Here is a 22696-nt window from a genome sequence, read left to right as displayed (position 1 = left end):
CAAATGCGCCGTCTTCCGGCGTAGAATTGTCGCTAACCATCCGGCCGGGCCAGTGACCCCCTCGGCCGGCGGCGTGGGGTGCAAGGCCATGCGCATTCTGATTCTCGGCAGCGGCGTCGTCGGCACGACATCCGCCTATTATCTCTCCAGGGCCGGACACGAGGTGACGGTGCTCGACCGCCAGCCGGCGGCCGGCATGGAGACCTCCTTCGCCAATGCTGGGCAGGTCTCGCCGGGCTATTCCTCGCCCTGGGCCGGGCCGGGCATTCCGGTGAAGGCCGTCAAGTGGCTGCTCATGCACCATCGCCCGCTGGTGGTGTGGCCCGGCCTCGACCCCAAGCTCTATTTCTGGCTGGCGCGGATGCTCGCCAACTGCACCGAGGCCGCCTATCGCCGCAACAAGGCGCGCATGGTGCGCCTCGCCGAATTCAGCCGGGACGCGCTGGACGAGCTGCGCAAGGACACCGGCATCACCTATGACGAACGCACGCTCGGCACGCTCCAGCTGTTCCGCACCCAGAAGCAGCTCGACCACGTGCACACCGACACCGAGGTGCTGGATGTCCACGGCGTCCCCTACGATTTGCTTGATCCCGCAGGCTGCATCCGTGCCGAGCCGGCGCTGGCGCGCGTCCGCGGCAAGTTCGTGGGCGGCCTGAGGCTGCCGGGGGACGAGACGGGCGACGCGCACCTCTTCACCCAGCGCCTCGCCGAGATCTGCGCGCGCCAGGGCGTCACCTTCCGCTATGACGTCACCGTCGATGCGCTGCGGGAGGACGGCGGGCGCATCACCGGCGTCGCCCTGTCGGGCGGCGAGGTGCTCACGGCCGATGCCTATGTTGCGGCCATGGGCAGCTTCACGCCGGCCCTGCTCGCGCCGCTGGGCATCCGCCTGCCGGTCTATCCAGTGAAGGGCTATTCCCTGACCCTGCCCATCGTCGATCCGGACGCGGCGCCGCGCTCGACCGTGATGGACGAGACCTACAAGGTGGCCATCACCCGCCTCGGCGACCGCATCCGCGTGGGCGGTACGGCGGAACTCGCCGGCTTCAACCTCTCGCTTCGCGCGCCGCGCCGGGCGACGCTGGCCTATTCGGTGGGGGATCTCTTCCCGGCGGGGGGCGACATCGAGAAGGCGACCTTCTGGACCGGCCTGCGCCCCATGACGCCGGACGGCACGCCCATCGTCGGCGCCACGCGCTTCGCCAATCTCTACACCAACACCGGCCACGGGACTTTGGGCTGGACCATGGCTTGCGGCTCGGGCCGCGTGCTCGCCGACATCATCGGCGGCCGCGCGCCGGAGATCGACACGTCGGACCTCTCCGTCGCCCGCTACGCGGAAGCCGCCTGAGGCTTCCGCTCATGCCGGACCTTGCGCCGCCGCCGCGCCTGCGCCAAACCAGCGCGCGGAGGCGGGCATGCGTTTCATTCACACGTCTGACTGGCAATTGGGCAAGCCGTTCGGCCGCGTGCCGGAGGAGGCGCGCACCGTTCTGAGGGAGGCGCGGCTCGACGCCATCGATCGCCTCGCCGCCGCGGCCCGTGCGAACGGTGCGCCGCTGGTGCTGGTGGCCGGCGACGTGTTCGACAGCCCGGAGCCGGGGGATCGGGTCTACCGGCAGGCGCTCAACCGCATGAAGGCGCAGGCCGACGTGCGCTTCCTGCTGCTGCCCGGCAACCACGATCCTCTGCGCGCCGACGGCCTGTGGAGCCGGCTTGCCGCCGACACGCCGGCCAATGTTTCCGCCCTCACCGAGGCGCTGCCCGTGGACCTCGGCACCGGAGATGGCGAACAGGCCGTGCTGCTGCCGGCCCCGCTTTCCCACAAGCGCAGCGTGGCTGACCCCACCCAGTGGTTCGATGGGGCGGAGACGCCTCCGGGCGCCCTGCGCATCGGCCTCGCCCACGGCTCGGTGCAGACCTTTGGCGGCGATGCCGACCCCAACCTCGTCGCCGTCGACCGCGCCCGCCGCGCCGGCCTTGCCTATCTCGCGCTGGGCGACTGGCACGGCCGCATCAGGATCGACGAGCGCACCTATTACAGCGGCACGCCCGAGCCGGACGATTTCGGCCGCGAGGTGACGGGCGTCGCGCTGCTGGTGGACGTCTCCGGCAATGCCACGCCTGAGGTGACGGAGCTGCCCATCGGACGCCACCACTGGCTGGAGGAGGGCTGGTCTCTCTCCGGCGCGGACGATCTCGACGCGCGCATCGCCGGCCTCGCGCCAGGCGTGGCGCGGCAGGATCTCGTCTGCCGGCTCCGGCTCTCCGGCCTCGTCACACTGGCTGAGCGGGTGGCGGTACGCCGCCGTCTGGAGGACGAGCTGGCCCACGAGGTGCGCTGGCTGGACCTCATCGCCGACGATCTCGTGACCCGGCCCACCGACACCGACCTCTCCGAGATCGACGCCCAGGGCGAGCTGCATACAGCCGCCGTGGGCCTGCGGGCGATGATGGGCGAGGGCGGGGCCGAGGGGCGGCTCGCCGCCCAGGCGCTGGAACGCCTCTATGTGGAGCAGATGCGCGCCCAAAGGGCGGGGGAAGCGTGATGCGGGTTCGTCGTCTCAGGATCGAGAATTTCCGCAAGTTCCGCGCCCCCGTGGTGGTGGACGGCTTCACCGACGGGCTGAACCTCGTCTGCGAGCCCAACGAGACCGGCAAGTCCACTGTGCTGGATGCCCTGCGCGCGGCCCTGTTCGAGCGCCACAGCGCCAAGAGCGACCGCATCCGCTCCTTCCGCCCGCAGGGCGACGAGGTGGCGCCGAGCGTGGAACTCGCCTTCGACGTGAACGGAGAGGCGTGGCGGCTCACGAAGCGCTTCCTGCTCTCGCCCTCCGTGACGCTGGAGGGGCCGGAGGGGCGGTTTGCCTCCGATGCGGCGGAGGAGAAGCTGCAGGGCCTCCTCGGCTTCGCCCGCGCCGGAAACCGCGGCGCAGATGACGACAGCCGCGGCGCGCTTGGTCTGCTCTGGGTGGAGCAGGGCCAGTCCTTCCTCCTTGGCAGCCCGGGCGAGACCGCCCGCCGCACGCTGGAGGAGGCTCTGGCCGGCGAGATCGGCGCCGTCACCGGCGGCCGTCGCGCGAAGGTGGTGGTGGCGCAGGTGGAGAAGGCGCTGGCCGATTTCTACACAGCCACCGGCCGCTCGACCGGCAAGCTCAAGCTGGCCGAGGCCGCCGAGGCGGCCGCCCGCGCCGCCGCCACCGAGCGGGCGCGGGAGCTGGAGCAGTTCGAGGGCGTGCTGGAGCAGCTGGAATACAAGCGCAACGAGCGCCGCCGGCTCGTGCGCGACATCGAGGACCCCCAGACCGACGCCGATCTGAAGAAGCTGGACGAGGACATCGCCCGCGCCCGCGCCGCCGGGCAGGCGCTGGAGATCGCCACCCTCGCCGTGCGCGAGCAGTCCGCCCGCCGCAGCACGCTGGAGGAGCGCCGCGCCGGGCGCGAGAAGCTCGCGGGCCAGCTTCAGGCCGCTGAGGCAAAGGTGGCGGGTGCCACGGAGGCCGTGAGCACCCATGCCGAGGTGATCGGCCGCGCCCGATCTGCCGAAAAAGCAGCGGCGGTTGCGCTGGAATCCGCCCGCTCGGCCCTGCGCGAGGCGGAGACCCGGCGAGACCAGTCCGTCGCCGAGCGCGCCGCCGCCGAGCGCCGGCTGGCTCTCGCCTCCGCCTTCGCACGCCTTGACCGTGCCGAGGCCCATGCCGCGAACATTCGCGAGCGGGAAACGCGCATCGCGGCCTCGCGCATGGATGCCACTGCCGTGGATCGCCTGCGCCAATTGGAAGATGCGGAGAGCGCCGCGCGCGCCCAGGCGGAAGCCGGCGCCGCCACGCTGACCGTGACCCTCGAGCCGGGCGCGCCGCAGATCCTCCTTGATGGCACGCCGCTGACCGAGGGCGCCATCCGCCTGAGCCGTCCGCGCAGCCTCTCTATTCCCGGCGTCGGCACCATCGCCTTCGCCCCGCCACCCTCGGGCGAGCCGGCGCTGGCGCGGCTGCGGGCGGCGCGACGCGATCTCGCCGATTTCCTCGCAAGCGTGGGCCACGACACGCCGCAGGCCGCCCGCACCGCAGGCCGGGCGCGGGCTATCGACGAGGCCGAGCTTCTGGGGCTTCGCACACGGCTCAAGGCCGAATGCCCGGCGGATGCCGCCCTCGGCATTCCCGCCGGTCTCGATCCCCTGCGCGGCGCGCTCGCCGGCGTGGAGCGGCCGGCGCCGGAGACCAAGGATTCCGCATTCCCCGCTGCCGACGTGGAGACCCCCTATCGCGCCGCCCGTGCCGCCGAGACGGAGGCCGCCGCGCGCCGGGAAGCGGCGCTGGACAGCCTGAAGGCGGGCGAACTCAAGGAGGTCGCCCTCGCCGCCGCGCTGGAGCGGGCCGAGGCCGAGCGGGCGCGGCTCGCCGCCGATCTTGCAGCCGATCGCGCCGCGCTCGCGGACGAAGATCTCGCCGCCACCCTGGAGAACGCGCGTGCCGCCGAGGCCCGCGCGCTGGTGGATTGCGACACCGCCCGCCGCGCCGCCGAAGGGCTGGACGCGGACGGCTTCATCCGCCGCCGCGACACGCTGCGCAAGAAGCGCGACACGCTGCAATCCCAGCTGCCGGAGCTGGCCGGCGCGGTGGCGCGGCTGGAGGAGCAGGCGCGCACGCTGGGAGGGGAAGGTCCCGCCAGTCGCAAGGCCGCCGCCGACGAGGAGGCCGAGGCCGCCGCCGCCGCCCACGCCCGGCTGAAAGGCGAGGCGGACACGCTGGCGCTCCTGCTCAAGGTGCTGAAGGAGGCGCAGCAGGACGCGGCGCGGCGCTATCTTGCCCCCGTCACCCGGCGCATCGAGCCCTATGTGCGGCGCCTCCTGCCCTCCGCCAGCCTCTCTTTCGGCGAGGATCTCAAGCCCCAGCTCCTCACCCGCGCCGGCCGCGAGGAGGCGGCGGAGATGCTGAGCAAGGGCACGCAGGAGCAGATCGCCATCCTCACCCGCCTCGCCTTCGCCGACCTCCTCATCGACAAGGGCCAGCCCGCCTCGCTGGTGCTGGACGATGCCCTCGTCTTCGCCGACGACGACCGCTTCGACACCATGATGGAGATCCTCTCCGAAGCCTCCGGCCGCATGCAGGTGCTGGTGCTGAGCTGCCGGGCCTCGGCCTATCGGGCCCTGTCGGCGACGCGCCTCTCGATCCGTCCTGCGTGATACTCCCGCACCTCTCGCGACCGTTGTAGGATGGGGGCGGGAAGGGCACAGGAATGGGCGGGATCGTCACAGCGCGCGCGGGTGCGGGCCGTCTGCGGGAGCCGCGCGGCGAAGCATGGGGGCGCCGGTGAGTGGCCCCGGCGAGAGGCTGCGCCTGTGGCTGGCGCAGGAACTTCATCTCGGCGCCATCGTGCGGGCGCTGGCGGTGATCGGTCCGCTGGTGATCGCCTATCTCCTCTCCGGCGAACCCGCGCTGGTCAATCTCTGCCTGCTCACCGTCTCCCTGCTGATCCCGGCGCTGAAGCTGCGGCTCAGCCCGGCGGCGGTGATCGTGCAATATCTCGTCATCGTCACCACCTTCGCGCTGCTGTTCCTGGCGGCCCCGATCCCACCTTTGTTCGTGGTGCTGGTGGCCGTCACCGGCTTCATGGCCGCGGCCGTGACGCGCTTCGGCACGCTGATGCGGACGCTGGGCAACTGGGTGTTCATTCCCGCCGTCTACCTGGCGCTGGACATCCGCGAGGGCGCGCTGGGCGAGGCGGCGCTGTGGCAGGCGGGCGTGCTGCTCGGGCTTTCCCCGGTGGGGCTAGCTCTCGTCTGCGCCATACAGGCGCTGGACGGGCGGCGGCGGACGCTGGAGCGATCCGAGATCTTCGGGCCACCCTCCGGCGACTGGCTGGTGCCGGCAGTGGCGACGGCGGCCGCGGTGTTCGCGGCGGCGCTGCTGGTGGAGATGTTCGACATCCGCGAGGGCCAGTGGCTCATCTGGTCGGCGGCGAGCGTGGTGGTGGGCGACCTTTCCGCCTCCACCGGCAAGCTCAAGCTGCGGGCAATGGGCGCGCTGGTGGGGGCGCCGCTCGGGCTGCTGATCGGGCTGGTGCTGCCGGTGAGCGACGTGGGCTACTCCTTCTGCGTGCTCGGAGCCATGCTCACGCTGATCGCGTTTTCGCGCTACGTGATCGGCTTCGGCGCGCGCTGCTTCTTCATCGCGCTCGCGGCTGCGTTTGCAGGGACGGGCAGCGGCATCGCCACCGAGCGGGTGGAGAACGTGCTCATCGGCGGTGCGTTCGGTCTCGTCGCCGTGGCCCTCGCCGAAATCGCGCGGCCGCCGCGCCGTCCGCGACCGGAGCGGCCGGCGGTGCTCTGAGGCTGGTCGAGCCCGCGCAGCGCCCGAACATGGCCCGTTTGGCCTCGGCAAGGCCGAGGCCAATGCCATCAGGCCACCACGTCGACCGGATCGAGCACGAAGGGAGTGCGCTCGGCGAGGTCGTTGATGTGCGCGAAGTAATTCTCGAAGTGCGGCGTCTCGCGATGGGCGGTGACGGCCGCGGCGTCCACATAAAGCTCGTCGATGACGAACCGCGTGGGCTCGGCCTGATCGCGCCAGAAGTCCCAGCGCAGGTTGCCCGGCTCGGCTCGGGTGGCGCGCGCCATGCCCGTGAGCAGCGCCTGCAACGCTTCCGCCTTGCCCGGGCGGGCGGAGAGAAGGACCACGATCTTGACCGGCGCGCTCATCTTTGGAGGTTCCTTCAGGGGGAAGAGGCCGGAAATGGGCCTCCTTCCGGCCTGAACGTCAAGGGGGCTCCGCTACTCCGTCGCCTCGTCGAGATGCGGCACCGGGGCGGGGCGCACCGGGGCGGCGGGCTTCTCGCGCTTGCGGGTGAGCCAGCGCTGGAGCCGGACCATGTAGAGATAGACCACCGGCGTCGTGTAGAGCGTGAGCACCTGGCTCACCATGAGGCCGCCCACGATGGCGAAGCCGAGCGGACGGCGCAGCTCCGATCCGGTGCCCGTCCCCAGCATCAGCGGCAGGGCGCCGAGCAGCGCCGCCATGGTGGTCATCATGATGGGCCGGAAGCGGATGAGGCACGCTTCGTAGATGGACTCCTCCGGCGACTTGCCCTCGCGCTCCCGCACCAAGGCGAAGTCGATCATCATGATCGCGTTCTTCTTCACGATGCCGATGAGCAGCAGGATGCCGATGAGGGCGATGACCGAGAGGTCATAGCCCGCCACATAGAGCACCAGCAGCGCCCCGACGCCGGCCGAGGGCAGGCTGGAAAGAATGGTCAACGGGTGGATGAAGCTCTCATAGAGCACGCCGAGGATGATGTAGACGGCGACGATGGCGGCGAGGATCAGGTAGGGCTGGGTGCGGAGCGAGTTCTGGAACGCCTGCGCCGTGCCCTGGAAGGAGCCGATCAGCGTCTGCGGCATGCCGGCTTCCTGCTCCGCCTGCTTGATTGCGTCCACCGCCTGCCCCAGCGCGACGCCCGGCGCAAGGTTGAAGGAGAGCGTCACCGCCGGGAACTGGCCCTGGTGGGAGATGGAGAGATAGGCGGTCTTCGAATTGTCCACCTTCACGAAGGCGGAGAGCGGGATCTCTTCGCCCGTGCGCGGGGAGCGGACATAGACCTTGTCCAGCGCGCCGGGGTCTGTCTGGAGCTTGGGATCGACCTCCAGGATCACATGGTATTGCGAGAGCTGGGTGAAGTATTGCGCCACCTGCCGCTGGCCGAAGGCGTCATAGAGCGTGTCGTCGATCACCATCGGCAGGATGCCGAAGCGGGCGGCGGTGTCGCGGTCGATGGTGAGGGAGACGGTGGGCGCGTTGGTCTGCTGGTCGGTGGCGACGTCGGTCAGTTCCGGCAGCGATTTCAGCTTGGCCAGCATGCGCGGGCCCCAGGCGTTCAGCTCGTCGAGATTGGCGTCCTGCAATGTGTATTGATACTGGGTGCGGGAGGCGCGCCCACCTACGTTGATATCCTGCGAGGCCTGGAGGAACAGGGCGATGCCCTCCACCTTGGCGAGCTGTGGCCTCAGGCGATGGATCACCTCGTCGGCGGTCACGTCGCGCTCGCTCCTCGGCTTCAGGGTGATCCAGACGCGGCCGGTGTTGATGGTCTGTGAGCCGCCGGTGGCGCCCACCGAGCCGGAGACGTTCTCGATGGCGGGGTCGCGCGCCACGATGTCGAGCAGCGCCATCTGCTTGCTCGTCATCGCCGAGAAAGAGATGTCCTGCGCCGCCTCGGAGAAGCCCTGGATGAAGCCGGTGTCTTGCTGCGGGAAGAAGCCTTTGGGAATGGCCACATAGAGCCAGCCGGTGGCGGCGACGGTGGCGAGGAGGCTCATCAGGGTGAGGAACTGGTGCTTCAGCACCCACTTCAGGCCGGTGTCATAGACCTTCAGCATCCCGTCGAAGAAGGCTTCCGCCGCCATGTAGGCACGCCCGTGCTTCACGCCGTGCTCGTTCTTGAGGAACAGGGAGCACATCATGGGCGTCAGCGTCAGCGACACCACCACCGAGACGAGGATGGTGATGGTGACGGTGACGGCGAATTCGCGCAAAAGGCGTCCGACGATGCCGCCCATGAGCAGCACGGGGATGAACACCGCCACCAGCGACAGGCTGATGGAGATGATGGTGAAGCCGATCTCGCCCGCCCCCTTCAGCGCCGCATCGAACGGGCGCATGCCCTCCTCGATGTAGCGATAGATGTTCTCCAGCATCACGATGGCATCGTCGACGACGAAGCCCACCGCGATGGTGAGGGCCATGAGGGAGAGGTTGTCGAGGCTGTAGCCCACCACATACATCACCGCGAAGGTGCCGATGAGCGCCATGGGCACGGTGACGCTGGGAATGATGGTGGCCCAGAGGCTGCGCAGGAAGGCGAAGATCACCGCCACCACCAGCGCGATGGTGATGAGCATGGTGAGCTGCACGTCATCCACCGACGCGCGGATGGTCTCTGTGCGGTCGCCGATGATCTTCACCGTGATGCCGGGGGGGAGCGACGCCTCCAGCCGCGGGATGGCCGCCTTCACCCGGTCCACCGCATCGATGACGTTGGCGCCGGGCTGCTTGAAGACGATGAGCTGGATGCCGCGCTTGCCGTTCTGCCAGGAGGCGAGGCGGGCATTCTCCGGCCCGTCCACCGCGCGGCCGATGTCGCGGATGCGCACCGGCGCGCCGTTCTTGTAGGCGACCACCACCTCGTTCCAGGGCAGGGCAGTGAGCAGTTGGTCGTCGGCATAGATGGTGAAGCCCTGCGTCGGCCCGTCGAAGCTGCCCTTGGGCTGGTCCACGGTCGCGGCGGCGAGCACCGCGCGCACGTCTTCCAGGCTCATGCCGAGCGCCGCGATCTTGGCGGGGTCCACCTGCACCCGCACCGCCGGCTTCTGCTCGCCGGTGATCGCCACCTGCGCGATGCCGGGAATCTGGCTCATCTGCTGGGCGAGGATGGTGTCGGCCGCGTCGTCGAGCTTGGTGAGGGGATGAAGGTCCGACTGAACAGACAGGATGAGGATGGGCGCGTCCGCCGGATTGACCTTTCGGAAGGTGGGCGGGCTCGGCAGGTTCTTGGGCAACTGGCCGGACGCCGCGTTGATCGCGGACTGCACGTCCTGTGCGGCGGCATCGATGCTGCGGCCGAGATCGAACTGGATGGTGATGGAGGCGACGCCCAGCGCGCTGGTGGAGGTCATCTGCGTCACGCCAGCGATCTGGCTGAACTGACGTTCCAGAGGCGTCGCGACGGAGGATGCCATGGTCTCCGGGCTCGCGCCCGGCAGGCTTGCGGAGACCTGGATGGTCGGGAAGTCCACCTGCGGCAGGGGTGCCACGGGCAGCAGCGGATAGGCCACGAGGCCAACCAGCAGCAGCGCCGCCATCAGCAGCGTGGTGGCGATGGGCCGCCGGATGAAGGGGGCGGAGACGTTCATGCCGGCGCTCCCACCGACACGCTCTTCGCAGGTGGCGCGGCCGGCGGCGGACGCACGGTGATGCGGGCGCCGGGGGTGAGCTTGTACTGGCCGTCGATCACCACCTGATCGCCCACCGCCAGTCCCGTGGCGATGGAGGCGGTGCCGGCGCTGATCCCGCTCGTGGTGACGGCACGCTTCTCCACCGTGTCGTCCGGCTTCACCACATAGACATAGAAGCCGTCCGGTCCGCGCTGGATCGCCTGCGCGGGGATGGTGACGACGTCGTGGTGGGTGTCGAGCAGCACCTTCACGTTCACGAAAGCGCCGGGCCAGAGCTTGAGGTCGTCGTTCGGGAACATGGCCTTGATGCGCAGCGTGCCGGTGTCGGAGCTGATCTGGTTGTCGATCAGCGCCACCGTGCCTTCGCCCACCTTCGTCACGCCGTCGCGGCGGAAGGCGAGGGCCGAGACCGGGCCGCGCGCCAGCGCCGCCTGCATGTCGTCGAAGCGGTCCTGCGGCAGGGTGAAGACGACCGCCACCGGCTTCAGCTGGGTGATGACCACCAGCCCGCCCTCGTCGTTGGCATGGACGATGTTGCCCTCGTCCACCAGCCGCACGCCGGTGCGGCCGGAGATGGGCGCGCGGATGGTGGTGTAGTCGAGCTGGATCTGGGCATTGTCGATGGCGGCCTCGTCGCCCGCGATCTGCGCCTGATACTGGGCGACCAGCGCGCTCTGGGTATCGAGCTGCTGCTGGGACGCCGCCTGCTTGGGCACCAGAACCTTGTAGCGGTCGTAGTCCGCCTTGGCGTTGGCGAGGAGGGCCTCGTCCTTGGCCCGCGCCGCCTTGGCCTGGGCGAGGGCGGCGGCGAAGGGGCGCTGGTCGATCTGGGCGAGGATGTCGCCCGCCTTCACCTCCTGCCCCTCCTTGAACACCACCTTGGTCAGTTCGCCGTCCACGCGGACTTTCACCGTAATGGTATTGGAGGCCTGTACCGTGCCGATGCCCTCGCCATAGACCGGTACGTCCTGCGTCTTCACCGCGGTGGCGATGACCGGGATGGGCGGGGGCGGCGCCTTCGGCCTGGGGGCCTGTGCGGCGGCTCCGATCAGTCCCTGCTGCCAGGCGACGACGCCGGCGACGACGATCAATGAAATGACGAAGGGGAAGACACGCATCAGGCCGTCCTGCGGCAATGGTCGATGTCCCCTTCAACACCCCCACGGCCGGAACCCTGCGCGCATTGCAGCAAAGCTCACGTCTCTGTGATGAGGCGGTCAGAGCGCAGGGTTTGCCGGCCTTGGGTGTTCAAATGCCAGCGTCCGGGCAGCGAGGAACGGCGGCCGAGGCTGCCGCGACAGACAATCCGGCGGCGATGGACTTGAAGGGAGTTCGCATCATGGTGCCATGTTGCGGGCGGAACGGGCCGGGACACAGGCGGGCAGTTGGACGCGCATGCGCGAGCCGAGCGACGAGGAACTCATGTCGGCCATCGCCGCCGGCGATGAAGCCGCGTTCCGCGCGCTCTGCCAGCGCTATGCGGTGCGGGCTGTCGCCTTCGCCCGGCGCTTCGTGGGCAACGGCAGCGACGCGGAAGACATCGCCCAGGAGGCCCTGCTGCGGGTCTGGCGGGCGGCGCCCCGCTGGCGGCCGGATGCGGCCTTCGGCACCTGGTTCTACCGCATCGTCATCAATCTGTGCCTCAATGTCCGCCGCCGCCTGCCGTTCTTCGGCCTCGACGTGGCCGGCGAGCGGGCTGATCCGGCGCCCGACGCGCTCGCCGTCATGGAGCGGCAGGAGGAAGACCGGGCCTTGCTCGCCGCGGTCGCTGCGCTTCCCGAACGGCAGCGGGTGGCCATATTGCTTACCTACTGGGAGGGGTTCTCCAACGCCCACGCTGCGGAGATTCTCGGCACCTCGGTTTCCGGCGTGGAGACGCTGCTCGTCCGCGCCCGGCGCAGCCTGCGCCTGAGCCTCGGCGCCGCACGAAAAGAAGGACAGGGCCATGACACGTGAGGAATTCGAGCACCTCTTGATCCGCCACGGCACGGATGTCGCGCTGTGGCCGCCTGCGTCCCGGATCGCGGCCGAGGCGCTGCTCGCGACGGACGTGGCGGCACGGTCGCTGCTGGCCGACGAGATCGCGCTGGAGCGGCGGCTCGCCGGCGCAGCGCGGCTTGCGAGCGAGGCGGACATGCGGCCGGCGCGGCGTGTCACGCTCGCGCTCGCCAACGCGCCGCTGCCGCGCCAGTCCCGCCGCCATCCGGTGCTCTGGCTGCCGGACTGGCTCATCGCACTCGATCTGCGGCCGGCCTGGCCGAGCATCGCCGCGCTCGCCGGCATGGCGCTGCTCGGTTTCATGGTGGGGTCGAGCGACACGCTCGTCAGCATCGGCCCGGCCGCGCGGGCGGGCGTGACCACCGATGTCAGCGCGGTGGTGTTCGAGCCGGGACCCATCGGTGAGGGCGTGCTGTGAGCCCCTTGTCGCGCCCGCTATCCGGCTTTTCGGGCCTCGCCTCCGCGCCGCGGCGCCTGCTGATCGCCTCCCTCGCGCTCAACCTGTTCTTCGCGGGCGTGGCGCTGGCTGTGGTGATGCGCGCGCCGCACAAGCCCGTCTTCCTGCCCGCCCCCAATGTGGAGGACCGCAGTCCGCGGGTGCGCATCGACCGGCTGGCGGCGACCCTCCCCATGGCCGACGCCCGCCTTCTGCTGGCCCGCTTCGCCGCCGCCAACGGACGGCTGGTGGACGCCGAGGCGGCCTCCCGCGCGGCGCAGGAGCGCGCCCGCGAGACTTTCCTTGCGAGGCCCTTCGATCCGGCGGCGGCGCGGGCCGCATTGTCCGGCCTGCGCGACGCCCGCAGGGAAGTCTGGTCCATCGTTCACGACGTCATCATCGACGCGGCCGGGCAGATGTCGCCCGAAGGCAGCGCCCGCATCGCCGCCTGGGTACCACCCGTGCCGCCCGACGAGCCTGCGCGGTAGGGCAGATCCGGGAGCCGAGCCGGCCCCGGGAGCGCCACGAAGCATTGAGCCGGCAACGTTTTCCGCCTGTCGCCCCCACAGAAGGGGACGCGACCAAGCGCCGCTTGGCCTGCGCGTCGCAACAGATTAGATCAACTCCAATCTGTGGCCCACGCCCCTGCGTCGCAGCCTGTCGCGCGCCGATCCGTTCCTTCCAGAAGGTATCGCCATGAAGCCTTTGCACCGCGAAAACCACCTGATCGAACGCATCGGCTGGCTGCGCGCCGCCGTCCTCGGTGCCAATGACGGCATCATCTCGACCGCCAGTCTCATGGTGGGCGTCGCGGCGGCCTCGACCAATTCGTCGGAAATCCTCGTCGCGGGCGTGGCGAGCCTTGTCGCCGGCGCCATGTCCATGGCGGCGGGCGAATACGTCTCGGTGAGCTCGCAGGCCGATACCGAGAATGCCGATCTGCAGAAGGAGCGGCGCGAGCTCGCCGAGGATCCCGAAAGCGAGCTGGCCGAGCTGACGCAGATCTATGTGCGGCGCGGCGTCGAGCCGGCGCTGGCGCGGCAGGTGGCCGAGCAGATGACGGCGAAGGATGCCTTCACCGCCCACGCCCGTGACGAACTGGGGTTGGCCGAGCATGTGGTCGCGCGTCCCATCCAGGCGGCCCTGACATCGGCGGTGACCTTCGCGCTGGGCGCGGCGATCCCGCTCGTCATCTCGCTGGTGGCGCCCACCGCCCAGATCGCGCCGATCGTCTCGGGCGGATCGCTGGTCTGCCTCGCGGTGCTCGGCGCGCTGGGTGCGCGGGCGGGTGGCGCGGAGATCTGGAAGCCGACCATCCGCGTGACCTTCTGGGGCGCCATCGCCATGGCCGCGACGGCGGCCATCGGCACGCTGGTGGGTCACGCCGTCTGACCGGACCGACCTCGCACAAGTGCCGCTGCCGGGCCTATTCGCCCGCCAGCGGCCTGTTCCTGTGATGCCATGCGGCGGGCAGCCTACGGGGAGAGCTCCTCCAGAACCCGGCCCTTCGTCTCGATGGCGAAGAACATGGTGACGAGTGCGCCCACCACGAGGACACCGGCGAAGGTGGCAAACACATACTGGATGCCTGCCGCGCCCATGATGGTGCCGACCACGATGGGGCCGGCCGACGAGCCGAGCCGCAGCCACGCGCTGCCGAGGCCGGTGCCGATCGCCCTGAGGCGCGTCGGGTAGAGTTCCGCCGAGTAGAGGTAGAGTGAAAAGGTGATGGTCTGCACGATCGCATAGGCGAGGCCAGCGAGGACCAGAACCTCGGTCGGGGAGGTCGCCCCCATCCACGCCAGGGCCAGCAGCGGGATCGGCGCCGCGAGGAAGGCGAAGGTATACCAGCGCTTGCGGCCGACCTTGTCGATCAACAGGGCGCAGGCGATGGACGCCACCACGCCGGCCACCGAGGTCAGGAGGCCATAGAGCAGCGCCGTTTCCAGCGGCAGGTTGAAGGTCTGTCGGTAGAGGGTGGGCAGCCAGGCGATCATGCCGTTGGCCACGAGGTACGAGCAGAACCACATGGACCAGATGGTGAGCGTGCGCCGGCGATAGATGCCGGAGAACAGCTCCCGGATGCCCGAACGCTCGACCGGCTTCATGGCCACCGGCTTCGGCTCGGCCAGGACATGGCCTTGGGCGGTGGCGCTGTGTTCCAGGTCCGACACGATCCTGTCGGCCTCCGCATAGCGGCCCTTGGCGGCGAGCCAGCGCGGCGATTCCTTCATGAAGAAGCGCAGCGGGATGAGGATGGCGGCGGGCACGATCCCGACGAGGAACATGGCCTGCCAGCCATAGACCGGCACCAATGCGCGGGCGATGAGGCCGGCCCCGACGAGGCCGAACAGGAACATCACCTCATAGAGCAGGAAGAAGCGGCCGCGCCCCTTGGAGCCGATATATTCATTGATGTAGGCGCTCGCCACCGGCACCTCGCCACCGGTGCCGATGCCCTGAATGAAGCGGAAGGCCATCATGGAGGCCGCGCCCCAGGCGAACAGGCAGGCGATGTCCATGCTGACGAACAGCAGGATGGTGAAGAGCAGCACGGAGAGGCGGCCGATGCGCTCGGCCAGCCAGCCGAAGAAGACCGCGCCGATGAGCTGCCCGAGGTAGCCCATGGAGAGGATCATGCCCGTCTGTTCGGGCTTGAGACCCCACTCGCGCACCAGCACCGGCATGGCATAGGCGATGGCGATGACGGTGTAGCCATCGAAGAAGGTGGCGGCGCCGATGATGTTGCGGGTCCAGAACACGCGTCGGGTGATCGGGAGCCGTTCGAGGCGGGCGCTGATGTCGGCTTGGCGCGCGGCATCTCTGCGCAAGTCGGTTGCCCCGCTAGCACCGAGGTGCCGCGGCGTCTGCATGAGCATTGGGTTTCCTCCAGGGATGATCTTGGTTTTTCTTTTTGCCGGTGGCCAGAGGCGCCCGGATTTGGCGCGTCCCGGCCTGGAGCCGGGACGCGCTTGTCACCCGCTAGGGGCGGAGGCGGCATGGGCCGCCTCCGGGGACGTGAGACTCAGGCCGCGAGGGCGTCGGCGACCACGGTGAGGCCGGAGGCCTTCACGGCGGCGCGGATCTCGGCGTCGGCCGCCTCGCCGAGGGGCTTCAGGGGCTCGCGGATGTTCACGTTGTCGATGAGGCCGCGGGCGCGCAGCGCATGCTTGAGGGCGACGGTGCCCTCCATGTGCGAGCCGCGATGATAGACGGCGCGGGTCACGGGCAGGAGCTGCTCGTGATACTTGCGGGCGAGGGTGTAGTCCTGCGCCTTGCCGGCCTTGAGGTATTCGATGAGCAGCTCGGGCGCCATGTTGCCGTAGCCGACCAGAAGGCCGTCCACGTCGAACATGGTGGGCAGCAGCCACTCGTCGTGGCAGGACATGACGGCGAGGTTCGGGAACGCCTTCTTGAGGGCGGGGATTTCATCGTACCAGCGCTTCATGTCGCGCACGCCGTTCTTGGTGGCGGTCACGCCCGGAATGGCGGCGATCTCGAGCTGGGTGTCGAGGTCGTAATTGGCCTTCGTCACGGCCGGATACTGGAACAGGATGCACTCGAGGCCGGACTGGGCAATGGCCTTGTAGCGGTCCTGCGGGGCGCCCTTCTGGTAGCCGAAGCGCAGCCAGCCGTGGTTCGGATACACGAGCGCACCGCTCGCGCCGGCGTCGAACTTCTTCTTCGCCTCGATCTCGGCGACCTTGGTTCCTTCACCGGTGATGCCGGCGATGACGGGGAGGGGGGTCGCGTCCTTGTAGACGCGGATCAGCTCGATCTGCTCGTCGAAGGTCAGGAAGGTGCCCTCGCCGGCATGGCCGAGGATGACGAGGCTCTTCACGCCGGGAATGGCGGCCAGCCACTTGGCGAGGCGAGCGTTGCCGTCGAAGTCGACGTCGCCGTTGGCCTTGAAGAGGGTGACGGGGGCGGGGTTCAGGCCCTTCCAGTCGATAGCCATGGTTCGAGTTCCTTCCTTGGGATCGTTCAGACCGAAAATCCGGTCCCGCTTCCTCCGACCCGCAGTTTTTGTTGGATCGTTAGCGGGAACGTTCCCATAATTGCCCTTGTGTCCGTCTCCTGTCAATCGCTAACCTGTCGCCTAATGCCGGATCGAAGGACACAAGCCGTTGAACGATGACGAACCGCACGAGCGGCAGGGACGCGTCACCATCCTTGACGTGGCGGCGGCAGCGGGTGTGTCCAAGTCGACCGTCTCGCGCATCCTCGACGAGCGCCTGCCGCGCTCGGAGAATGCGACCGCCCGGCGGGTGCGGCAGGTGGCGGAAAGCCTCGGTTATGTGCGCGACGTCTCCGCCGCGAGCCTCAGGCGTGGCCAGACCAACACCATCGGCGTCATCGTTCCCCGGCTGACGGACACGGTGATGGCCATGCTCTACGAGGCGCTGGCTCGCGCCTGCACCCGCACCGGCCAGTTCGCCATCGTCGCCACCACCGACGACGAGCCGCGCGCTGACCGCAAGGCGGCGCAGACGCTGCTCCAGCGGGGCGTCGACGGCCTCGTCCTGTCCACCGCCCGCGAAGGCGACGATTTCGCCCAGGAACTCGCCGACCGTGGCGTGCCCTATGTGCTCGCCCTGCGCAGCGACGGGCGCAGCCTCGCCTCGGTGGGCGACGACCGGCTGGGGGGATATCTCGCCACGCGGCACCTGATCGATCTCGGCCATCGCCGCATCGGTCTCATCGCCGGCCCGGCCTATGCGTCCAGCAGCCGGGGACGCGTGGAGGGATACAGGCAGGCGCTCGCGGAGGCCCGCATCGCCGATGATCCGGCGCTCGTGGTCGAATCCACCTTCGGCATCGATTCGGGGGCGGATGCGGCCGAGCGGCTGATGAGCGCGGCCGAGCCGCCCACGGCGCTCTTCGCGGTCAACGACAACACCGCCATCGGCGCCCTCTCGACGCTCGCCCGGCTCGGTCTCTCGGTGCCCGGCGACGTCTCGGTCGTTGGCTACAACGATATTCCCATCGTCAGCCGCCTGCCCACGCCGCTCACCTCCGTGCGCGTGCCGTTCGACCAGATCGCCGCCGATGCGTTGGACCTGTTGATGCGAGGCCCCGTGACGCGCGCCGATCGCCTGCGCATCGCCGCCCCCACCCTGATCCCCCGCCAGTCGACGGCCACCCCGGCCCAGACTCGCTCCGGCACTTCCGGTCGCCGTGGTCCGGAAAGCCGACCATCGGCGCGGTAGCGCGCCGATCCCGGCCTGATGCGGGGCGGCCCCGGGCTGTGCCTCCGCGAAGCAAGGGGATGCGACGGCCAACACCTCTTGCCGCTGCGGCACATATCGCGGGCGCGAATTCCCCGGCATCATCACGGCATGGCCGATTCCTCCGTTCCACCCCGTCCGTCCCGCCCGCGCAATCCGCTGCGGGTGGCCCTGCGCTTTGCTTTCCGGGTGGTGGTCGGGATCGTCATCCTGCTCGACGAGCTGGTCCGTCCGCTCTATCGACCGCTGCTGGACTGGCTCGCCGCGCTGAAGCTGGTGCAGCGGTTCGAGGCGTGGGTTGGCGGCCTGCCGGCCTATGCCGTGCTGGTGCTCATCGCCGTGCCCTACGGCGTGGTGGAGCCGGTGAAGTTCCTGGCGCTCATCCACATCGCCAACGGCCATGTCCGCACCGGCACGTTCCTGTTCCTGCTGGCGCATCTGGTGAGTTTCGTCCTCATCGAGCGCATCTTCACCGCCGGCAAGGCCCAGCTGATGACGGTCCGGTGGATGGCCTATGTCATCGAGACGGCGGCTTCCGTGCATCGCTCGGTGTCGGAATGGTTGAGGCTCGCCGAGCTGAAGCGGCGGGTACGGGCGCTGTGGCGCTGGGCGCGGCTGCGCTTGCGCTAGACACGGGCGCATCCGCGGCCATGATGGCTGCCAGATGTATTCACAGGAGACGCGATGACGAGCGACGCGATTCCCGCCGCCATGCTGGAGACGGCTTACGCCGCCATCGACGCGGCCAACGCCGCCGATCCCGCACAGGTGGAGGTGGACGGCCGGAGCGTGCCGGCGGCGGTGCTCTACGGGCAACGGATGACGCAGGTGCTCGCCCGCTTCAGGCCCGATGCCTCTGACGCGCTCAAGATCGCCGCGCGCGGCCAGCACATCGAGCGCTTCACCATCCCGCGCGAGACCTATCCGGCGGGCAAGGCCGGCTATTTCCGCTGGCGCACGGAGCTGAAAAACGTCCACGAGCGGCGCATCTCCGAGATCCTGCGCGGCCTCGGCTTCGCGCCGGACTTCGCCGAGCGCGTGGGCAAGATCGTCCGCAAGGACCGGCTGAAGCAGGATGCCGATATGCAGGTGCTGGAGGACGTGGCGGTGCTCGTCTTCCTCACCTACGAGCTGGACGCTTTCCTCGTGAAGCACCGCCCCGAGCCGGAGAAGGTGGCCGGCATCCTCGCCAAGACCTGGGGCAAGATGTCCGAGGAGGGCCACGCCGCCGCCCTCGCCCTGGACCTGCCGCAAGAGGTGGTGGACCTGCTCCATCAAGGCCTCGCCGCGCGGGCGAATGCGGAAGACTGAAGGTCCGTCCCCGCCTAGGCTCTTCACCAACCGGCGCCCCGCCTGAGCGCCTTCATCGCAGTGTGGGCGGCGGGCGCGTGTGGTATCTCCCTCTGCCTCGGCGGGGCTGCCGCCCGGCCACGAACGAGGGGAGGGGACGCAATCGCCACGGATCGCAAGCGCCTCTCCGCCTTCCTGTCGGGTTTTCGCGGCACGGCGCGGGCGGACCTCGGCCGATCCCTCGCGGCATCGGCGGCGACTGGCCTCCTGGTCATCGCGCAGGCCTTTCTCGTCGCCCGCATCATCGATGCCGTGCTGTTCCGCCATGAGGCGCTTTCCGCGCACGCTTTCGAGCTTGCCGCCCTTGTCGGCGCCATCCTGCTGCGCTTCGGCGCGGTATGGGCGAGCGAGCATTTCGGATTTGCCGCCGCCGCGAAGGTGATGCGCGCCTTGCGCGCCCGGCTCCTCGACCGGGTGGAGGCCATCGGCCCCGTGGGCCTCGCTGAGGCCCGCACCGGCGAACTGGTGGCGGCGCTGGCAGAGGGCGTGCGGGCGGTCGAGCCTTATTATTCGCGCTACATTCCGGCTTCCGTGCTGGCGGTGATGCTGCCTGTCGCGGTGCTGGTGGCGGTGTTCCCGTTCGACTGGGTGTCCGGCCTCATCCTCTTGGCAACCGCGCCCTTCATCCCGGTCTTCATGATCCTCATCGGCAAGGGCACGGAGGCGCTGAACCAGAAGCAGTGGCGCCGGCTCGCCCGCATGTCCGGTCACCTGCTCGATGCGGTGCAGGGGCTCGCGACGCTGAAGGCGTTCAATGCGGCCGGCCGCATGGTCGCAGAGGTCGCCGCCGTCGCCGATGATTACCGGCGCGACACCATGGGCGTGCTGCGCGTCGCCTTCCTCTCCTCGGCGGTGCTGGAATTCTTCGCGACTGTCTCCATCGCCCTCATCGCCATCTTCATCGGCTTCCGGCTGCTGTGGGGCGAGATGGCGTTTTTCCCCGGCCTGTTCGTGCTGCTGCTGGCGCCGGAATTCTATGCGCCGTTGCGCGCCATGGGCACGGCCTACCACGCCCGCATGGAGGCCATCGGTGCCGCCGAGCGCCTCGTGGCGCTGGAGGAGATGCCAGCCCTCGCCGAGAGTGGTGGCACGGCACCGCTGCTCGTCCCGGACGCGATCTCCATCCGCTTCGAGGATGTGCGCCTCGCCTTCCCGGACGGGCGCGTCGCGCTGGATGGCGTGAGCTTCACCATTGGTGCGGGGGAGACGGTGGCGCTGGTTGGGCCATCCGGCGCTGGCAAGTCCTCCATCCTCAGTCTCGCGCTCGGCTTCGTGCGCCCCACCTCCGGCCGGGTGCTGGTGAATGGGGTGCCGCTGGCGGAGCTGGACCTTGCCGACGTGCGGCGCCGCATCGCGTACGTGCCCCAGCGCCCGCGCCTGTTCGCCGGCACCCTCGCCGCCAACATCGCCCCCGGCGAAGCGGCACCGGACCCGGTACGGCTGGCCCGGGCGGTGGCCGATGCCGGCCTCGCCGACGTGGTGGCGGGCCTGTCCGGCGGCGTCGCGGCGGATGTGGGTGAAGGCGGCGCCGGCCTCTCCGGCGGTCAGGCCCATCGCCTCGCGGTGGCCCGTGCCTTCTACCGCGCCGCCCCCTTCGTTGTGCTCGACGAGCCCACCGCCCATCTCGACCGGGAGAGCGAGGCCGACGTGCAGGCCGCCCTCTCCCGTCTTCTCGTCGGCCGCACCGGCCTCGTGGCCGCCCACCGCATGGCGAGCGTCGCCGGTGCTGACCGCATCATCGTGCTCGCGCGTGGGCGGATCGTCGCCGAGGGCACGCCCGCAGACCTCCTGCGCCACGGGGGGGTGGATGGCGGGCTCGATGGCGACCTGGTGCCCGATCTGGCCCCGGCTCCCGGAAGCACGGAGGCGGTGCGATGAAGGATGCGCTGCGCCTCCTGCGCCTGATGGCGCCCCATGCCGGCTGGATGGCGCTGGCCGTGCTCGTCTCGGCGCTGGCGACCCTCGCCCATATCGCCTTGATGGCCACCTCCGGTTGGTTCATCGCGGCCATGGCGCTGGCCGGCGCGGCCGGGGCGAGCGTGAACTATTTCACGCCCTCGGCGGCGATCCGCGCCTATGCCGTCGTCCGCACCGTCGGGCGCTACGGCGAGCGGATCGTCGGCCATGAGGCGACGCTGAAGTTCGTGGCGGCCCTGCGCCCCTGGTTCTTCGCGCGGCTGATCCCGCTCGCTCCGGCGGCGCTGGAGGACCAGCGCTCCGGCGACCTCCTCGCCCGGCTCAAGGGCGACATCGACCGGCTGGAATTCGCCTTCCTGCGTATCCTCTCGCCCGGTCTTGCCGCGGTGCTGGTGCTGGCGGTCGGGCTCACCGTCCTCGCGCTCCACGATGGTGGAATGGCGGTGGGCATCGGCCTCGCCGCGCTGCTTGCCGGGCTCGCCCTGCCGCTTCTCGTCCATCGCCTCGGGGCACGGGCCGCACGGGAGGTGACGGCCGGCACGGCGCAGCTCAACGCTCTGCTGGTGGACCATTTGGAAGGGCGGGCGGAACTCGACATCTACGATCCCGGCCGCCGCCACCGCGCCGCGCTGGATGAGACCAGCGACACGCTCATCGCCCGGGAACACCGGCTCGCCGGCATCCTCGGCTTTGCCGGCGCGGGCGTCGGGCTGTTCGCGCAAGCGTCCCTCGTGCTGGTGCTGCTCATCGGCGCGCCACGGGTGCTGGCGGGCACGCTGCCGGGCGCCGACCTGCCCATGCTGGCGCTGCTCGCGCTCTCTTTGTTCGAGGCGGTGGCGCCGCTGCCGCTGGCCTTCCAGACCCTGCCGGCGACGCTCGCCTCGGCCCGCCGCATCTTCAACCTCATCGACCGTCCGCCGCCGGTGGAGGAGCCTGCCGCGCCGAGACCGGTGCCGGAGGCCGGCACGCTGGCGTTCGCCCATGCGGGGCTGACCTATCCCGGTGCAGCGAGTGCGGCCCTCACCGACATCGATCTCGCGCTTGCCCCGGGCCGGCGCATCGGCGTGGTCGGGTCGAGCGGCTCGGGCAAGTCGAGCCTCGTCGCCCTGGCGCTCCGGTTTCGCGCCCCTGCCCCAGGGGAGGTGGCGTTCGCCGGTTCGAGCATCGCTGACTTCAGCTCCGATGACCTGCGGCGGCGCATGGCGGTGCTGGCGCAGCACGATCATCTCTTCGCCGCGACCATCCGCGAAAATCTGCTTGTCGCCGATCCCGAGGCGCCGCCGGCAAAGCTGGAAGCGGCTCTGGCGCGGGCCGGCGTCCTCGCCTTCGTCGCGGCGCAGCCGGACGGGCTGGATACCTTCCTGGGCGCGAATGGGGCGAAAGTCTCCGGCGGCGAGGCGCGGCGGCTCGGGCTGGCGCGCGCCCTTTTGAAGGAGGCGCCGATCCTGATCCTCGACGAGCCCACAGAAGGGCTCGACGGCGAGACCGAGCGCCGCGTGCTGGAGACCCTTCTGGGCGCCACCCGTGATCAGGCGCTTTTATTCATCACCCACCGCCGCGCCGGGCTTGAGGCGATGGACGAGATCATCGTGATGGATGGCGGCCGCATCGTCGCGCGCGGGGCGCCGGCTGACATGCTGGCCATCGTCGGTCCAGGAACGATCAGTCCCGGAACGATTTCGGGCGGCGTCCCGGAGGACACCGCCCGATCAGCCGGCTCCGGTCAGGGCTTGGAGCAAGCCCCACCATGATTATCTGGAGTTGCACAACCACCTAGAGCCAGTTCGTGTTGGCTCTGTCGATCCAGCTTCG

18 protein-coding genes are annotated in these 22696 nt (G+C 69.9%); 13 read left to right on the top strand and 5 right to left on the bottom strand.

Annotation, left to right across the window (positions count from 1 at the left end; translation table 11 throughout):
- Positions 1-73: 73 nt before the first annotated feature.
- The 4 genes from ACE3QW_RS02570 to ACE3QW_RS02555 all read left to right on the top strand — a co-directional run bounded on the left by ACE3QW_RS02570 (position 74) and on the right by ACE3QW_RS02555 (position 6335).
- Complete coding sequence (locus ACE3QW_RS02570; protein WP_374250397.1) at positions 74-1354, top strand: D-amino acid dehydrogenase; 1281 nt, start codon at positions 74-76, stop codon at positions 1352-1354.
- Positions 1355-1421: 67 nt separating this feature from the next.
- The gene (locus ACE3QW_RS02565; protein ID WP_374250307.1) at positions 1422-2552 is read left to right on the top strand and encodes an exonuclease SbcCD subunit D; all 1131 of its coding nucleotides are present in this window, start codon (positions 1422-1424) and stop codon (positions 2550-2552) included.
- On the top strand, positions 2552-5188 hold the full coding sequence (locus tag ACE3QW_RS02560; protein ID WP_374250306.1) for an AAA family ATPase: 2637 nt from the start codon (positions 2552-2554) through the stop codon (positions 5186-5188). Before ACE3QW_RS02565 ends, ACE3QW_RS02560 begins: the two co-directional genes overlap by 1 nt.
- A gap of 115 nt (positions 5189-5303) precedes the next feature.
- Complete coding sequence (locus tag ACE3QW_RS02555; protein ID WP_374250305.1) at positions 5304-6335, top strand: FUSC family protein; 1032 nt, start codon at positions 5304-5306, stop codon at positions 6333-6335.
- Between the two features lie 68 nt (positions 6336-6403).
- Here the strand turns inward: ACE3QW_RS02555 and ACE3QW_RS02550 are convergent, their stop codons facing one another.
- The 3 genes from ACE3QW_RS02550 to ACE3QW_RS02540 form a co-directional block, all read right to left on the bottom strand.
- Complete coding sequence (locus ACE3QW_RS02550) at positions 6404-6703, bottom strand: putative quinol monooxygenase (RefSeq protein WP_374250304.1); 300 nt, start codon at positions 6701-6703, stop codon at positions 6404-6406.
- Positions 6704-6775: 72 nt separating this feature from the next.
- The gene (locus ACE3QW_RS02545; RefSeq protein WP_374250303.1) at positions 6776-9913 is read right to left on the bottom strand and encodes a multidrug efflux RND transporter permease subunit; all 3138 of its coding nucleotides are present in this window, start codon (positions 9911-9913) and stop codon (positions 6776-6778) included.
- On the bottom strand, positions 9910-11073 hold the full coding sequence (locus tag ACE3QW_RS02540; RefSeq protein ID WP_374250302.1) for an efflux RND transporter periplasmic adaptor subunit: 1164 nt from the start codon (positions 11071-11073) through the stop codon (positions 9910-9912). The genes ACE3QW_RS02545 and ACE3QW_RS02540 overlap by 4 nt, the downstream gene beginning before the upstream one ends.
- 277 nt (positions 11074-11350) lie before the next feature.
- On the opposite strand from ACE3QW_RS02540, the gene ACE3QW_RS02535 reads away from it, so the two are divergent.
- The 4 genes from ACE3QW_RS02535 (at position 11351) to ACE3QW_RS02520 (ending at position 13781) form a co-directional block, all read left to right on the top strand.
- Positions 11351-11911 carry a sigma-70 family RNA polymerase sigma factor gene (locus ACE3QW_RS02535; protein ID WP_374250301.1) on the top strand — a complete coding sequence of 187 codons (561 nt, stop codon included), beginning with the start codon at positions 11351-11353 and terminating at the stop codon, positions 11909-11911.
- The gene (locus tag ACE3QW_RS02530; RefSeq protein WP_374250300.1) at positions 11901-12371 is read left to right on the top strand and encodes a hypothetical protein; all 471 of its coding nucleotides are present in this window, start codon (positions 11901-11903) and stop codon (positions 12369-12371) included. Before ACE3QW_RS02535 ends, ACE3QW_RS02530 begins: the two co-directional genes overlap by 11 nt.
- Before the next feature lie 5 nt (positions 12372-12376).
- A complete protein-coding gene (locus ACE3QW_RS02525; protein WP_197024078.1) occupies positions 12377-12877 on the top strand; it encodes a periplasmic heavy metal sensor in 501 nt (166 codons plus the stop codon).
- 208 nt (positions 12878-13085) lie between these two features.
- Positions 13086-13781 carry a VIT family protein gene (locus ACE3QW_RS02520; protein WP_374250299.1) on the top strand — a complete coding sequence of 232 codons (696 nt, stop codon included), beginning with the start codon at positions 13086-13088 and terminating at the stop codon, positions 13779-13781.
- An 83-nt stretch (positions 13782-13864) separates the two neighbouring features.
- Here ACE3QW_RS02520 and ACE3QW_RS02515 read toward each other — a convergent pair whose 3' ends face one another.
- Both ACE3QW_RS02515 and ACE3QW_RS02510 read right to left on the bottom strand, forming a co-directional pair.
- Positions 13865-15220 carry an MFS transporter gene (locus ACE3QW_RS02515; protein WP_374250298.1) on the bottom strand — a complete coding sequence of 452 codons (1356 nt, stop codon included), beginning with the start codon at positions 15218-15220 and terminating at the stop codon, positions 13865-13867.
- A gap of 194 nt (positions 15221-15414) precedes the next feature.
- Entirely contained in the window at positions 15415-16347 is a 933-nt protein-coding gene (locus ACE3QW_RS02510) for a dihydrodipicolinate synthase family protein (protein WP_024280590.1), read from the bottom strand.
- Positions 16348-16516: 169 nt separating this feature from the next.
- On the opposite strand from ACE3QW_RS02510, the gene ACE3QW_RS02505 reads away from it, so the two are divergent.
- The 5 genes from ACE3QW_RS02505 (at position 16517) to cydC (ending at position 22635) form a co-directional block, all read left to right on the top strand.
- The gene (locus tag ACE3QW_RS02505) at positions 16517-17599 is read left to right on the top strand and encodes a LacI family DNA-binding transcriptional regulator (RefSeq protein ID WP_051678778.1); all 1083 of its coding nucleotides are present in this window, start codon (positions 16517-16519) and stop codon (positions 17597-17599) included.
- A 129-nt stretch (positions 17600-17728) separates the two neighbouring features.
- Positions 17729-18247, top strand: coding sequence for a hypothetical protein (locus tag ACE3QW_RS02500; RefSeq protein ID WP_374250297.1), 519 nt, complete (start codon positions 17729-17731; stop codon positions 18245-18247).
- A 54-nt stretch (positions 18248-18301) separates the two neighbouring features.
- A complete protein-coding gene (locus ACE3QW_RS02495; RefSeq protein ID WP_374250296.1) occupies positions 18302-18928 on the top strand; it encodes a DUF4202 domain-containing protein in 627 nt (208 codons plus the stop codon).
- Between the two features lie 60 nt (positions 18929-18988).
- Positions 18989-20845 (top strand): thiol reductant ABC exporter subunit CydD, encoded by a 1857-nt coding sequence (cydD, locus tag ACE3QW_RS02490; RefSeq protein WP_374250295.1) that lies wholly within the window; start codon positions 18989-18991, stop codon positions 20843-20845.
- Positions 20842-22635 carry a thiol reductant ABC exporter subunit CydC gene (cydC, locus tag ACE3QW_RS02485; RefSeq protein WP_374250294.1) on the top strand — a complete coding sequence of 598 codons (1794 nt, stop codon included), beginning with the start codon at positions 20842-20844 and terminating at the stop codon, positions 22633-22635. Before cydD ends, cydC begins: the two co-directional genes overlap by 4 nt.
- The last annotated feature ends 61 nt before the right edge of the window (positions 22636-22696 follow it).

The sequence above is a fragment of the Xanthobacter sp. genome (genome assembly GCF_041911315.1).
Classification (GTDB): Bacteria; Pseudomonadota; Alphaproteobacteria; order Rhizobiales; family Xanthobacteraceae; genus Xanthobacter; species Xanthobacter aminoxidans.
This window is presented reverse-complemented; position numbering and strand designations above follow the sequence as displayed.

Bases quoted from the DNA above. Each gene is read 5' to 3' on its own strand.
- cydC (WP_374250294.1), top strand. From the start codon at position 20,842: ATGAAGGATGCGCTGCGCCTCCTGCGCCTGATGGCGCCCCATGCCGGC.
- ACE3QW_RS02530 (WP_374250300.1), top strand. From the start codon at position 11,901: ATGACACGTGAGGAATTCGAGCACCTCTTGATCCGCCACGGCACGGAT.
- ACE3QW_RS02540 (WP_374250302.1), bottom strand. From the start codon at position 11,073: ATGCGTGTCTTCCCCTTCGTCATTTCATTGATCGTCGTCGCCGGCGTC.
- ACE3QW_RS02560 (WP_374250306.1), top strand. From the start codon at position 2,552: ATGCGGGTTCGTCGTCTCAGGATCGAGAATTTCCGCAAGTTCCGCGCC.
- ACE3QW_RS02550 (WP_374250304.1), bottom strand. From the start codon at position 6,703: ATGAGCGCGCCGGTCAAGATCGTGGTCCTTCTCTCCGCCCGCCCGGGC.
- ACE3QW_RS02555 (WP_374250305.1), top strand. From the start codon at position 5,304: ATGGGGGCGCCGGTGAGTGGCCCCGGCGAGAGGCTGCGCCTGTGGCTG.
- ACE3QW_RS02510 (WP_024280590.1), bottom strand. From the start codon at position 16,347: ATGGCTATCGACTGGAAGGGCCTGAACCCCGCCCCCGTCACCCTCTTC.
- ACE3QW_RS02495 (WP_374250296.1), top strand. From the start codon at position 18,302: ATGACGAGCGACGCGATTCCCGCCGCCATGCTGGAGACGGCTTACGCC.
- ACE3QW_RS02500 (WP_374250297.1), top strand. From the start codon at position 17,729: ATGGCCGATTCCTCCGTTCCACCCCGTCCGTCCCGCCCGCGCAATCCG.
- ACE3QW_RS02545 (WP_374250303.1), bottom strand. From the start codon at position 9,913: ATGAACGTCTCCGCCCCCTTCATCCGGCGGCCCATCGCCACCACGCTG.
- ACE3QW_RS02565 (WP_374250307.1), top strand. From the start codon at position 1,422: ATGCGTTTCATTCACACGTCTGACTGGCAATTGGGCAAGCCGTTCGGC.
- ACE3QW_RS02535 (WP_374250301.1), top strand. From the start codon at position 11,351: ATGCGCGAGCCGAGCGACGAGGAACTCATGTCGGCCATCGCCGCCGGC.
- ACE3QW_RS02520 (WP_374250299.1), top strand. From the start codon at position 13,086: ATGAAGCCTTTGCACCGCGAAAACCACCTGATCGAACGCATCGGCTGG.